The organism is Actinoallomurus acanthiterrae (genome assembly GCF_054775715.1).
On the sequence record NZ_BAAHCO010000001.1, the window covers coordinates 6,787,519 to 6,800,166 of the forward strand.

Genomic DNA, 12,648 nt, shown 5'->3' on the forward strand with positions numbered 1-12,648 from the left:
TCCTCATAGACGCGGTGGACAGTGAGCGGCACACTTGCGCCGAGACAAGCGTGGGCGGTGCGCAGCCGTGCCTGGGCCTGTGCCTCCGACTCTTTGCAGAGACGCGTCAGCTCGGCGATGGAGGAGGCCCACCGCGGGTCCGACGGTTCGGCGGCGTCCGGAACCCATGCGCAGGCCGCCGACTCGCCGCTTGCGGTGGTCACGACCGGTCAGGTACGGGCCGATGACCACGGCGGGGCGCCCACCTGGCGCAGGCAGCGGGCCGACGTCGCGCAGACGCAACCCCGACCAGCTCACGACCGGCCGTTCGTTGATGTCCCGCAGTACGACGTCGTAGGTGTATTCGGCTCCGGAATGCTCGCGCTCGATCGCGCGGAGGGTGAGGTCGCCGCTGGTTCGGCGCCGATGCACCGTGAAACGCTCGCATCCGGTCGGCAGCAGGCGCCGATGCGGCACACAGCCCTGCAGCACATGGATGGATGCGTCGTTGCGCGCCGGATCGCCGAACTGCAAGGCGCTGGGCAGTCCGGGCCCGAACCCCCAGGGCCGGTCTCCGCGCAGCACGGCAGTGCACGCGGTGGCCTCCAGGTGAACGTATGCGCCGAGCCGGTGAAACCGCGGGCCGTGGAAGAAGAGCGGGCCGTACAGTGCGCCGCCGACGTGCGCGGGTGGCCGCTCCTCTCCGTCAGGCACCTCGGGCGGGGCGGCCTCAGCCCGGGTCGCGATACCCGCAGCGTGGTCGATGGCGAAGCCGGTCTCGTCGCTGCGCACGACGACGTCCACGTCGCCGTCCTCGCGCGCCAGCGCGGACACCCTGATGGTCCGACGCCCGTCGTCCGGGACGACCACGGGGCGGGCGAACCGGGCGTCCGTCACTGCTGTCACCGGCCCTCCCGTGACCACGGTCGCCGCCTGGGCCATCGCCTCCAGCAAGCAGACGGCAGGCAGCACGAGCGCGCCGTCGATGCGGTGGTCCGTCAGGTACGGGTCGTCCGTCACGCTGATCTCGACGTCGGCGACAAGTTCCACGCCGGGCGTCCAGGACCTGGTACGTCGGAGGAACCGGTGCTCCCCTTGCGGTTTCCCATTCGCCACGTCGAGTTGGGGCAGGCGCCCGCTCACGAGCACGGCGTGCGTTTCAGGCGGCGCCTCCGCCACCTGAGCGAGGAGTTCGACCCCGCGCTCAACGGGCAACGGGACGACGCCCGCGCGGCCGAGTGTGTCGAGCACGTCGAGGCGTTCACCCATCCCGGCACCGGACCAGACGGTCCAGTCCACGTCGTACACCCGGCACTCCGGGAGTTCGTGGGACAAAACTCGGGCCAGCTCACGCATGCGGCCGTTGGCGAGCGCGTAGTGCGCCTCGCCCGGAAGGCCGAAACGGCCGATCACCGAGCCATAGGTGATGACGAGCCGTAGCATCCGGCGGTCGACGGCGTCGAGCAGCGCCCGCAGCGCATGGTGCTTGGGCGCCGCGTGCCCGGCGAAGTCGGCCGGGACGAGATCGGCGAAGCCAGTCGGACGGTTCAGCCCGCTGGCGTGGAGGATGCCGGCGATCGGGCAGAGCGCCGCCGAGATGCCGACTACGCTCCGGTGCAGCGCGGCGTCGGTCACGTCAGCGGCGTGCTCGCCGCTCGGGCCGGAACCCGTAGGAGACCGGCTGGAAGTCGGCCTCGAAAATCGGCTCCAGCACCAGCTTCAGCGCCGCCTGAACGCCCCGGTCCGCGATCGTCGGAATCCCGAGGCTGCGAACCTTGCCCGACCCCGCCCGGCTTGGGGATCGTGCGTTCCCGAACCGGCAACGGCCGAAACGAACCCCTGGGTGCCGAATATCGTGTCACAGGGATTGATCTGGGGTTTCGCCGTGCGCCGTGCTCAGCGGCTCAGCTCCGGCAGGATTGCAGGATGGCTCTGCGGTTGCTGTACTTGACTTACGAATATTCGGCTGGGTCGCGCTGCTCGCCCGATCGCAGGCGTCTAAAGACGCAGAGATCCTGGTATTGCGCCATCAGCTCGCGGTGCTTCGTCGCCAGGTCGCCGCTCCCAGGCCATCGTGGGCGGACCGGGCGATCCTCTCCGCGCTCGCGCGACTGCTCCCCCGGCCCCGTCGGCACCACCTGTTCATCACCCCGCGGACGCTCCTGCGATGGCACGCCGACCTGGTGAAGCGACGCTGGACCTACCCCAAGCGCAGGCCGGGACGACCACCAATCCGATCCACCATCCAAGCCCTGATCCTGCGGTTAGCGACAGAGAACCCGACCTGGAGATATCGCCGCATCGCAGGGCAGATCGCCAGCTTGGGCCGGAAGGTGTCTCCGGCCACCGTGTGGGCGATCTTGAAGAAGGCCGGGTTCGATCCAGCGCCCCGGCGCAGTGACCCGACCTGGGCTCAGTTCCTCAAAGCCCAGGCATCCGGAATCTTGGCCTGCGACTTCTTCAGCGCCGAGACGATCACGCTCGCGCGACCGTACTGCTTCGCCGTGGTGGAGCACGCTACGCGCCGTGTCCACATCCTGGGTGTCACGGCGAACCCGACGGCCCGGTGGGTCGCGCAGCAAGCCCGCAACCTGATGCTCGACCTGGGCGATCGGGCCGGCGACTGTCGATTCTTGATCAGGGACCGGGACAGCAAGTTCACCAGGCTCTTCGACGAGGTGTTCAAGGCCGAAAGCATCCGCGTCGTCCTCACCGCACCACAGGCCCCGCGGATGAACGCGATCACGGAACGGTGGGTCGCCAGCGCACGCCGCGAGATTCTCGACCGGATCCTCATCATGAACGAACGTCACCTGCGCAACGTCCTCGCCGAGTACGAGGCCCACTTCAACATGCATCGTCCGCATCGGGCCCTGAACCAAGCCAGCCCGCTCCGGGCCTTACCCGATCCCGTCGACGCCCAGATCAAGGTCACCCGACGAGATCGACTCGGCGGCCTCTTACACGAATACGCCCAGGTCGCATGAGGCGACACAGTATTCGGCACAGTGAGACTTAGGAGAGTAGGAACAGCAGCCCTTGCGGGTGAGATTGCAGGGGCAGGAGGTGCTGTTTTGAGGCTGACCCTTTTCGGCACTGGCCCCGTTCATCGGGTGCCTTATGTGGGATCTGTCGCCTCGATGAGCAGCGTCTTCGAAGGTGCGTGCCGGAGCGGTCTTGCGTGGCTTGATAGGAGCCTGTCTCACCTGGTCCCGTCACTGTGCTGCCCGCTCGGCCGCCCGGCACACACCGGCTGTCATTCTTCTACGAAGGCGCGGTGACCGGTATGGCCAAGAAGCCGAAACAACGACGGATCACCGGGGGCGTCGACACGCACAAGAACACCCACCATGCGGCAGTGGTGCTGATGAACGGCCGCCGGCTGGCCGATGCGCAGTTCCCCACCACCGCGGCCGGGTACCGGGCGCTGCTGGCGTGGATGCGCGGTTTCGGGCGGCTGCACGCGGTCGGGGTGGAAGGCACCGGCTCCTACGGGGCCGCGCTCGCCCGCCACCTGACCGGTAAGGGTGTGAAGGTGATCGAGGTCGACCGGCCTGACCGGCGGCAACGCCGGGCCAAGGGCAAGTCCGACCCGCTGGACGCCTATGCCGCCGCTGATGCGGTGCTGTCCGGCCGTGCCAGGACAGTGCCCAAGGCCGGCGATGGGATCAGCGAGTCGATCCGTGCCCTGCACACGGTGCGCTCGGGTGCGGTCAAGTCCCGCACCGCCTGCATCAACGAACTGCAGGCCCTGCTGGTCACCGCACCAGCGCAGCTACGCGAAGAACTCACCGGCCGCAAGGGCACCGAACTCATCCAGGCGTGCGCTTGCCTGCAGTGTCCTGGCCACCTGGCCGATCCGGACCAGGGCACCCGGTATGCGTTGCGCCGCCTGGCCGGCCGCTGGCACGACCTGAACGCCGAGATCACCGACCTCGACACCCAGCTCGCCGCCTTGGTCAAACAGGCCCGTCCCGATCTACTGGCGATCAAGGGGGTCGGCGTGGAAACCGCCGCCCAACTGCTATCCACCTGCGGCGACAACCCCGACCGGCTGTATTCCGAGGCCGCGTTCGCATCACTGTGCGGCGTCTCGCCCGTGCCGGCCTCCAGCGGCAAGACCACACGCCACCGCCTGAACCGCGGCGGCGACCGCCAGGCCAACAGAGCCCTGTACATCATCGCCGTCTCCCGCATGGCCCACGACGCCCGCACCCGCACCTACGTGGCTCGCCGCACCACTGAAGGACTGTCCAAAAAAGAGATCATCCACTGTCTCAAGCGGTACATCGCCCGCGAGCTCTACAAGATTCTGACCCACCCGAAAACCCAGACGGCTCCGGCAAAAGATCCTGCAAAAGCCGCTTGACGACCATAGGAGCATCCCACAGACCGGCTTCTACCCCTGCGCCCGGAGTGCATTCGTCATCTCGGCAGCGTCGTCGGCCGCAAGAAATGCAAACCCCAGTGCCGGGAGCAGGCCGTTGCCGGCGAGGTAGCCTGCGGCTCCATGTCCCGAGATACCCATGGCTGCTCCGCCGGAGGCGTATAGGCCGGGAATGGGAGTGCCGTCATCCCGAAGAACCCGGGCATGTTGGTCAACGACCAGACCGCCCTGGGTGTGAAAGAGGCACGGGCTCACTCGCACGGCCGCGTACGGGGGAGCCAATGGCGCCTCCCATCGGGCACGCCCGTACGGGTCCGGTCCTATTCCTTCGGCGGCCCTGACGGCGGTGGCGATGGTGCGGTCGAGCCGACTCGCGTCGATACCCATCGCCGTGGCCAACTCTTCGACGTCGGCCGTCCAAGTCAGTACGCCGGATTCCACTGCGTCACGGAAGTCGCGGAATGGCATGCAGGCGTCGTGGATCCGTCGGTCCAGGACGATCCAGCCGTGGTTGCCAGGCCGAGCCGCGAGCATCGCCGCGTACTCGGAGTAGCCGCAGGTCTCGTCCCCGAAGCGGTCGCCTCCAGCGTCGACCAGCACGGCCCCATGCATGATCGTCGCCCATCCGACCAAGGTTGCCGCGGGCAGTGCGACGGCGGCATGTCCCTGGTAGGCGTCGAGGTAGGCGGCCGCCGCGCCGAGTTCCGTGCCGATCCGCAGTGCGTCTCCCTTAGCCTGCTCACTGCCGTGGTAGGTCGCGTCGGCGATCTCGGGGATGTGCTGGCGCACCAGTTGCGGAGCCGCACCGAACCCACTGGTGGCAAGGAGGACCGTACGGCATGGAATCTCCTCCCGGGCGCCGTCCGGATACTCCACCACCGCGGCCATGACGGGGCCGGGCCGTACTCCGACCAGCCGGGCGGGGACGAGCGTGTCGATCGAGACCGCGGCACGCACGAGGTGATCGAGCAGTGCTTGCCCAGATCGGCCCGGAATCGTGTGACACCGGAACGCCGAGTGGCCTGGATACGGGAAATCGGTGACCAGTTCGATGGGCAGTCCGAGTTCGTCGGCGAGCCATGTGACCAGTGGGCCACTGACCTCGGCGAGCGCCCTGGACAAGCGCGGGTCGGCCGTGCCGTGCGTCTTGGCCATGATGTCGCTGACGAACCGGGCGGGGGTGTCCTCGACGCCGGCGGCCTCCTGCCAGCGGGTTCCCGCGCCTGGCACCATCGCGGTCGACATCGCGGTGTTATTGCCCCGCCGGTAGTGCTCGCTGGCTTCGACGACCAGCACGGAAAGCCCCCGCGCCGCGGCACGGAGCGCTCCGACGAGGCCGCCGCCGGCCCCGGCGACGACGAGATCGACACTGCTCACGCTGCCATCACCTCGGGGAGCGCGTCGACGCCGACGGCGAGCAGCCGAAGTGTGAGCGCGGTCGGATCGATGACGGTGACACCGGAGACCGTCGCGACGTCAACCGCCGAACATCCATTGATCACGACCGCGGCTCCCCGGTCGGCGAGCCCTGTCACAGCCTCGCCCAGTGCGCCGTTCCAGCGCCGGTCGTCGGCGACGGCGGCGAGGTCGAGCCCCAGGACCGCTCCGCCGACGTATCCGCCGTCCAGCCCGTACGCGCGAAGTCGGTCGGCGAGTTCGGCGCCGATGGCAGGGTTACGGGTCACGGCGCCGAAGGGGAGGCCGCAGCCGGTGAGGAAGCCCGCTGTGAGCCTGAGGATGCCGTGGACACTCGACCCGGGCACGGCCGGATCGAGTACGCAGTCGGGCAGCACGGCGTCGTAGGTCGTCGGGTCGAGGCCGTCGATGGCGCGAGCCACGAGCTCGGCGGAACGACGAATGTCAACTGCCGTCTCCAAGGCGAGTGGCCCGTCGGGAAGATTGTGTACGCGCACGCGCAAAGTCGGAGAAGTGAGCCGGTCGTAGCGGCTCTGCCGTCGTGTCAGTTCCTCCGCCGAAACGCGGATGGGGGTGATCGCGGCCAGGCGCATCAGGGCTCTCCCAGGGTGGCGAGCAGGCCGACCACGTCATCGGCGGTCGGCAGGGTGTCCACGAGAAGGCGAATACGGGTCAGATACGGATCACCGGGCCCGAGCAGGCCGGTGAGCTTCGCGTCGACCTGTTCCCTGTCGAAGGGGAGGTAGGCCGCGTCGCCGACAGGGTTCGGCACAGTTCGCGTGACCCGGGTTCCATCGTCCAGCACGACGGTCACCCGGGCGGCCCGTTCGTCGGGTAGCCGCGCGTCGAGATCGGCGGCGACCCGGACGCTGACCCGCTCGGCGAGCCTCGTGATCGCTGGATCGCGGAGCGCATCCTCTGACGTCGCTGCCGGGTCCAGCCGTCCGCGAACGAGCGCGGCCGCGACCGCGTAGGGCGTGGAGAACATTGCTGCGAGCCGAGTCGGCCACCTCATGCGGGTGAGTCCCTTCGCCAGCGAGTGCGTCTCCACATCGACCGCGGCCACCCGGTCGGGCGGCACGGCGAGGGCCAGGACCGCATCGACCGGCGGGTGGGTGAAGGAGCAGGAAGCATGCCGTTTGTAATAGTTGAGAGTCACGTCGTACCGGGTGCCGAGTTCCTCAGTGAGCGCTTCGGGATCGAACGTGCCCAGCACCTCGCCCAGGCTGTGAGCGGCCGTGCCGGTGACACGGGCCGTCCCCGCGGCCGCCATGCGCGCAGCGATGATCCCGGAGAGGTTGCTCTGACCGATCCAGGCGTTACGGACCGGGTTACCGGACAAGGCCGATTCGAAATGGCCGGCGATCGGCAGCCCGCAGGCGGTGTCGATGGCTGCGGCGGTCTTCTCTGGGGTCAGTTCGAGCAACCTGGCGACGCCTGCCGCAGCACCGGGAACCCCCCAGCAGCCATGCGGGTGCACGCCCGGCCGTATCGCGGTGGCCCGGCCGAAACGGCTCGCGACCTCATAGGCGGCGAGGAGCGCCGCGCACAGACTCGGTCCGTCCACGGTCGGCTGCGCCTGTGCCATGGCCAGCACGGCGGGGAAGCCGTGCGCGGCCGGGTGCCCGCGTGCGTACTTGTTGCCCTCGTCCAGCTCGAGCGCGCAGGCGGCCGTCCCGTTCAGCCATGCGGCCGTGTCCGGTGTGGTGCGCCGCGCGGCGCCGACGATCGCGGCGGCGCCCGGGGGCGGATCCCAGGCGCGGACCAGCGCGACGTGCTCGGGAAGCCGGGCGCCGACCGCGGCGACGCCCAGGTGGTCATAGAGCGCGAGGAGGAGGCGCTCCCGCACCGTCGCGGGAACGTTCTCCCACCGTAGTGCGGCGACCCACGTACCGAGCCGGTGGGTCGCCGCCGCGGTGTCCGACGACATGGCTCAAGCCCCCGCCGGCCTGGGAAGGTAGGCACCGACGGGATCGCCGGTCAGCACACCGTCGCGGTAGACCGTGCGGCCGCGCAGCAGCGTGCGGACCGGCCAGCCGACGAGTTTGATTCCCTCGAACGGGGTGTACTCCTGGGCCGACAGGAGACGCTCGGTGGTGACCGGCTCCTCGGTCTCCATGTCCACGATGGTGAGGTCGGCATCGCCGCCGAGGCTGATCGCGCCCTTGCGCGGGACGAGCCCGTACGACCGCGCGGGTGTGGTGCACGCCAGGTCGACGATCCTCGTCAGGGAGAGACCCCGGCGCAGGCCTTCCGTCAGGAGAACCGGGTACAGCAGCGCGGTGCCACCGAAGCCGGGAAGCGCGCTCCACAGTTCCCCCTGCTTGTTCTCTTCTGAACAGCAGGCATGATCGGAGACGACCCAGTCGACTTCGCCGGAGGCGATCCCCTGCCACAGCCGTTCGACGTCGGCATCGGTCCGGATCGGCGGGTTCACCTTCGCACGCTGGTCGGAGTAGCTCTCGTAGGACAGCGCCAGGTGATGCAGGGTCGTCTCGATGCGGATGTCGAGGTGCGGGAAGCGCCGCCGGACCTCCATGGCCGCGTCCAGGGCGTCCGCGCTCGACAGGTGCAGGAAGTTGATCGGGGCGCCGGTCCTGGCGGCGATGAGTCCGGCCTCGTGGATTGCGACCTGCTCCTCGAACGGCGGTCTCGCGCTGCTGTACTCCTCCAGCGGATTGGCGTATCCGGCGGCTGCCGCGCGTTCGGCGAAAATCCGGATCAGCTCGGGCTGCTCGGCGTGGATCGACAGGGAGACCCGGCGGTCGTCATGGGCGGCATCGGCCGCCGCGACCTGCTCCATGATCTTGAACAGATGTCCGAGGTCGTACGCCTCGGACATGGTGTAGTCGGAGGCGCTCGCCGCACCACGGGTGTCACCGGCGAGATTCATCCCCTTATAGAACATGTAGTACTTGAAGGAAGTGACGCCGTTCTGGACCAACTCGGGGATCTCGTCGACCTGACCGCTGGTCATAGGGGCGAGGTGGTACCCGACGTCGCAGCGGACGTTGCCACGGGTCAGCTCCACGACCTCCGGGAGGATCTCTCGATAGGGGCCTGACTTGTTCAGGTAGTGGTGGCCGGTGCGGAAGTAGCTGAGGACGGTCGTCACACCGCCGGCCACGGCCGACGCAGTCTCGCTGCGCGCGTCTTCGGCCAGGTCCCGGTAGATTCCCAGGTGGAAGTGGGCGTCGATGGCGCCGGGGAGCACGAGGCCGGCGGCATCGATCACCTCATCGGCGTCGGCCGCCGTGAATTCGCCCAACGCCGCGACCCGGCCATCCTTGATCGCGATGTCCGCGCGCACCGCTCCGCGAACAGGGACGACAGCCCTGCCGTTCAGCACGACGGTGTCGAACCTAGCCATAGGAGATTCCTCTCTTACATTCCGAGGTACGCACGGCGTACCCGCTGGTCGTTCACCATGGCGGTCCCTTCGCCCTCCAGGACGATCGAGCCGCTCTCCATCACGTACGCACGGTCACAGATGGCCAGCGCCTGGGCCGCGTTCTGCTCCACGAGCAGCAAGGTGACGCCGCGCCGGCGGATGTCCTGGACCGCGTCCAGGACGGCGGTGACGAGCTTTGGCGCAAGGCCGATCGAAGGCTCGTCGAGCATGAGCATGCGGGGCTGTGCCATCAGTGCCCGGCCGATCGCCAGCATCTGCTGCTGCCCGCCGCTCAGCGTCTCCGCGACCTGCCTGCGCCGCTCGGCCAGTACCGGGAACAGTTCGTAGACCTCCTGGAGCGTTCGCGCCCGCTCGGCGGTCGTACGGGTGTATCCACCCATGTCGAGGTTCTCGGCCACCGTGAGGGTCCCGAACAGGTCGCGTCCCTCAGGCACGTGGACCAGGCCGGCGCGGACGATATCGTTCGGACGGACCCCTGTGATGTCGCGCCCGGCGAAGGCCACCTTCCCGCCGGTGGGCCGGATCTGCCCGCAGATCGCACGAAGCATCGTGGTCTTGCCCGCACCGTTCGCGCCGACGAGCGCAACGATCTCTCCGCCATCCACTCGGATCGACAGGTCATGGATGATTCGTAGGCCCTGGTAGCCGGCTGAGACGTGGTCGAGCGTCAGCATGGCGGCTCACTCTGAACGTCATGCGGACGGCGCGGCCGAGCATCGGCGTCGGGCCGTTCGGCGGCTGTCGCGGTGCCGAGGTAGGCCTCGACGACCCGGGCATCGCGGGTGACCGCCGCAGGGGGACCGACCGCGAGCACGCGACCTCGATCGAGCACGAGCACCTCGTCGGAGAGCCGCATCACGGCCGCCATGACATGCTCGACGAAGACGATGGTGACGCCCTCGTCACGCAGATTCGCGATTAGGTCCAGGACGGGCTCCCGCTCCGCCGGAAGAAGTCCTGCCAGCACCTCGTCGAGGAGGAGCACCCGTGGTCGCAGGGCCAACGCGCGCGCCAGTTCCAGACGCTTGAGCGCCGCGGTCGGCAACGCTCCCGAGCGCTGGTCACGGTAACGGGCGAGGCCGACCCTCTCGATGACCGCGTCGGCTGCGGCACGCGCCTGGCCGCGCCGCCGTACCGTACCCTGCGCGGCGACCGCCACGTTGTCGAGCACGCTCATCGCCGCGAACGGCCGCATCAGCTGAAAGGTTCGGACGAGTCCAGCGCGGGCCCTCCGATGGTCGGACCAATGGGTGACGTCGGTGCCGGCGAACCGCACGGCGCCCGAGGCGGCCGTGAGGCCACCGGAGATGGCGCCGAACAGCGTCGTCTTACCCGCGCCGTTGGGGCCGATGATCCCCAGGATGCGGCCTTCGCCCACCTCGAAGGTCACATCGTGCAGCGCCCGCAGTCCGCCGTACGATTTCGAGACGCCTAGCACGGACAGGATCGGTTCCGCGTTCATACGTCACCTCGCCTGAGCCGGGACTTGAGCATGCCGTACACACCCGTGGGCAGGGCGACGACCACGGCGATCAGCAAGGCCGCGTAGACGATGACGTCCAGGCCCGATCGACCTTGGAGGAAGGAGAGGGCCGCAGGCGGATTTCGCAGCACCGTGGCGATCACATCCGAGAGGGGGCCGAGGATGAGCGCACCTACGATGGGACCCCAGATCGTGCCGACACCGCCGACGACCGAGGGCAGGATCGCCTGGATGGAGACCGGACTTCCGAATGCCAGATCGGGATCGATGAACAGGTAATACTGTGTGTAGAAGGCACCGGCGACGGCGGTCAGCGCGGCGCTCAGCGCGATGGTGAGCAGCTTGTAGCGCCTGACCGGGACCCCGAGTGACGAGGCGGCCGTCTCATCCTCGCGGATGGCGATCACGTACTGCCCCGACCTCGATGGCCGCAGCACGATGGTGACCGCCACCGCGATGGTCGTCAGGATCAGGATGGTCCAGAAGTAGTTCGACGAGCCGGCGGGGAACTGCAGCATCCACCACGACGAACCCTTGACGAGCGGGACGTTGATTCCGGCCGCGCCATGAATCGGCTGGAACTTGACCGCGGTCAGCCGCAGCATCTCGGCGAACGCGAACGTGGCGAGCGCGAAGTATGCGCCCTTGAGCCGGTAGCGGAAGGACAAGAATCCGGTGAGTACTCCGAAGCCGGCCGCGAGCAGCGCCCCCACCACGATTCCGATCCACGGCGAGACATCGAACCGCACCAGGAGGAAGGCGTCGGCATAGGCGCCGAGACCGAAGTAGGCGGCGTGACCGAAGCTGAACATGCCTCCGTAGCCGCTCATCACGTTCCAGGCGACGCCCATCAGCGCGAAGATCAACACTCGGACGGCGACGGCCTCCTGCGGTGCGGGCAGCACGAAGGGCAGCAGACCGACGAGGGCCGAGGCGCCGGTGAGTGCGAGCAACCGCCGGCCTACGCCGCTCATGCTTCCCTCCCGAAGAGCCCCTGGGGCCTGACGAAGAGGACGATGAGGAAGACCGTGAACACCGCCAGCAGCGGACTCTGCCCCGGCAGGAGCACCCCGCCGAGCTGCTCGGTCAGCCCGATGAGCAGCCCACCGATGAGGGCGCCCGCCACATTGCCCATTCCGCCGAGGATGACGACGACGAAGGCCAGGTTGTTGAACAGCTGCCCCGCCGTCGCCTCAATCGTGACGAACGGGGCAACAAGTGTCCCTGCCGCGCCCGCGCAGGCGGCACCGAGCGCGAATGTGAGCCGGTACGTCCGCCGGATGTCGATGCCGACGAGCCGCGCCCCCTCGGGGCTGGCGGCAACCGCGCGGATGGACGTACCCACGCGGGTGTGCCGAAGGAGGAGGTACAGCGTGCCGGCCAGGAGCAACGCACCGGCGAATGCGAGGATTCGGGTCAGGTCGGCCACCACGCCGAACAGCCGGACGGTCGAGGAGTAGTCGACCTTCACGCTGCGCGGATTCCCGCCGAAGGTCAGCAGCAGCCCGTTCTCGATCAGCAACCCTAGGCCCAGCGTGATGAGGAGCTGGCTCTCCAGCGACCGGCCCATCGTGCGGTTGAGCAGGCCGCTTTGCAGGGCGAACCCGAGTCCGAACATGAGCGGGACGGTGATGAGCAGCGTCAGATACGGGTCGAGGCTCAGGCGTACGGCGAGCACGAAGGTGCCGTACATCGCAAGGGTCATGAACGACCCGTGCGCGAAGTTGACGATGTTCAGCACGCCGAAGATAAGGGTGAGCCCCATCGCGGCGAGGCCGTATACACCGCCGCTGAGAAGGCCGGTCACCACCGACTGAGTCACGACGTCACGGCTGCTCACGCGAAGATAAGCGAGGACGAGCGCAGAGATCGCGGCCAGGGCCACGAAGCCGAGCCGCCGCCAGAGCGCACGGTCGGCCACGGCGGTGGCCTCCGCCGCCTCGCCCGCGGCCGTGGTATCCATCGCATCCG

At 68.6% G+C, this 12,648-nt stretch carries 11 protein-coding genes; 2 read left to right on the forward strand and 9 right to left on the reverse strand.

The window, feature by feature from the left end:
- Positions 1-3: 3 nt before the first annotated feature.
- Positions 4-1,614 carry a polyketide synthase dehydratase domain-containing protein gene (locus ACYVF7_RS31840; RefSeq protein WP_460348005.1) on the reverse strand — a complete coding sequence of 537 codons (1,611 nt, stop codon included), beginning with the start codon at positions 1,612-1,614 and terminating at the stop codon, positions 4-6.
- Between the two features lie 257 nt (positions 1,615-1,871).
- Between ACYVF7_RS31840 and ACYVF7_RS31845 the strand changes: the two genes are divergently transcribed.
- Positions 1,872-2,966 (forward strand): integrase core domain-containing protein, encoded by a 1,095-nt coding sequence (locus ACYVF7_RS31845; RefSeq protein WP_460348007.1) that lies wholly within the window; start codon positions 1,872-1,874, stop codon positions 2,964-2,966.
- Between the two features lie 299 nt (positions 2,967-3,265).
- Complete coding sequence (locus tag ACYVF7_RS31850) at positions 3,266-4,348, forward strand: IS110 family RNA-guided transposase (protein WP_460348009.1); 1,083 nt, start codon at positions 3,266-3,268, stop codon at positions 4,346-4,348.
- Positions 4,349-4,378: 30 nt separating this feature from the next.
- Here the strand turns inward: ACYVF7_RS31850 and ACYVF7_RS31855 are convergent, their stop codons facing one another.
- The 8 genes from ACYVF7_RS31855 to ACYVF7_RS31890 form a co-directional block, all read right to left on the reverse strand.
- Complete coding sequence (locus tag ACYVF7_RS31855; protein ID WP_460348011.1) at positions 4,379-5,743, reverse strand: FAD-dependent oxidoreductase; 1,365 nt, start codon at positions 5,741-5,743, stop codon at positions 4,379-4,381.
- Complete coding sequence (locus tag ACYVF7_RS31860) at positions 5,740-6,204, reverse strand: hypothetical protein (protein WP_460348014.1); 465 nt, start codon at positions 6,202-6,204, stop codon at positions 5,740-5,742. Before ACYVF7_RS31860 ends, ACYVF7_RS31855 begins: the two co-directional genes overlap by 4 nt.
- A gap of 170 nt (positions 6,205-6,374) precedes the next feature.
- Positions 6,375-7,712, reverse strand: a complete 1,338-nt coding sequence (locus tag ACYVF7_RS31865) for an MmgE/PrpD family protein (RefSeq protein ID WP_460348016.1) — start codon at positions 7,710-7,712, stop codon at positions 6,375-6,377.
- 3 nt (positions 7,713-7,715) lie between these two features.
- On the reverse strand, positions 7,716-9,152 hold the full coding sequence (locus tag ACYVF7_RS31870; protein WP_460348018.1) for a dihydroorotase: 1,437 nt from the start codon (positions 9,150-9,152) through the stop codon (positions 7,716-7,718).
- A gap of 14 nt (positions 9,153-9,166) precedes the next feature.
- Positions 9,167-9,868: an ABC transporter ATP-binding protein gene (locus tag ACYVF7_RS31875; RefSeq protein WP_460348020.1), complete on the reverse strand. Its 702-nt coding sequence runs from the start codon at positions 9,866-9,868 to the stop codon at positions 9,167-9,169.
- Complete coding sequence (locus ACYVF7_RS31880) at positions 9,862-10,656, reverse strand: ABC transporter ATP-binding protein (RefSeq protein ID WP_460348022.1); 795 nt, start codon at positions 10,654-10,656, stop codon at positions 9,862-9,864. The genes ACYVF7_RS31875 and ACYVF7_RS31880 overlap by 7 nt, the downstream gene beginning before the upstream one ends.
- Positions 10,653-11,651 carry a branched-chain amino acid ABC transporter permease gene (locus ACYVF7_RS31885; protein ID WP_460348024.1) on the reverse strand — a complete coding sequence of 333 codons (999 nt, stop codon included), beginning with the start codon at positions 11,649-11,651 and terminating at the stop codon, positions 10,653-10,655. Before ACYVF7_RS31885 ends, ACYVF7_RS31880 begins: the two co-directional genes overlap by 4 nt.
- Positions 11,648-12,640 (reverse strand): branched-chain amino acid ABC transporter permease, encoded by a 993-nt coding sequence (locus tag ACYVF7_RS31890; protein ID WP_460348026.1) that lies wholly within the window; start codon positions 12,638-12,640, stop codon positions 11,648-11,650. The genes ACYVF7_RS31885 and ACYVF7_RS31890 overlap by 4 nt, the downstream gene beginning before the upstream one ends.
- Positions 12,641-12,648: the final 8 nt, after the last annotated feature.

What these genes read in the sequence shown, in the direction of transcription:
- ACYVF7_RS31890 (WP_460348026.1), bottom strand. Translation starts at nt 12,640, where the DNA reads ATGGATACCACGGCCGCGGGCGAGGCGGCGGAGGCCACCGCCGTGGCC.
- ACYVF7_RS31850 (WP_460348009.1), top strand. Translation starts at nt 3,266, where the DNA reads ATGGCCAAGAAGCCGAAACAACGACGGATCACCGGGGGCGTCGACACG.
- ACYVF7_RS31875 (WP_460348020.1), bottom strand. Translation starts at nt 9,868, where the DNA reads ATGCTGACGCTCGACCACGTCTCAGCCGGCTACCAGGGCCTACGAATC.
- ACYVF7_RS31880 (WP_460348022.1), bottom strand. Translation starts at nt 10,656, where the DNA reads ATGAACGCGGAACCGATCCTGTCCGTGCTAGGCGTCTCGAAATCGTAC.
- ACYVF7_RS31865 (WP_460348016.1), bottom strand. Translation starts at nt 7,712, where the DNA reads ATGTCGTCGGACACCGCGGCGGCGACCCACCGGCTCGGTACGTGGGTC.
- ACYVF7_RS31885 (WP_460348024.1), bottom strand. Translation starts at nt 11,651, where the DNA reads ATGAGCGGCGTAGGCCGGCGGTTGCTCGCACTCACCGGCGCCTCGGCC.
- ACYVF7_RS31870 (WP_460348018.1), bottom strand. Translation starts at nt 9,152, where the DNA reads ATGGCTAGGTTCGACACCGTCGTGCTGAACGGCAGGGCTGTCGTCCCT.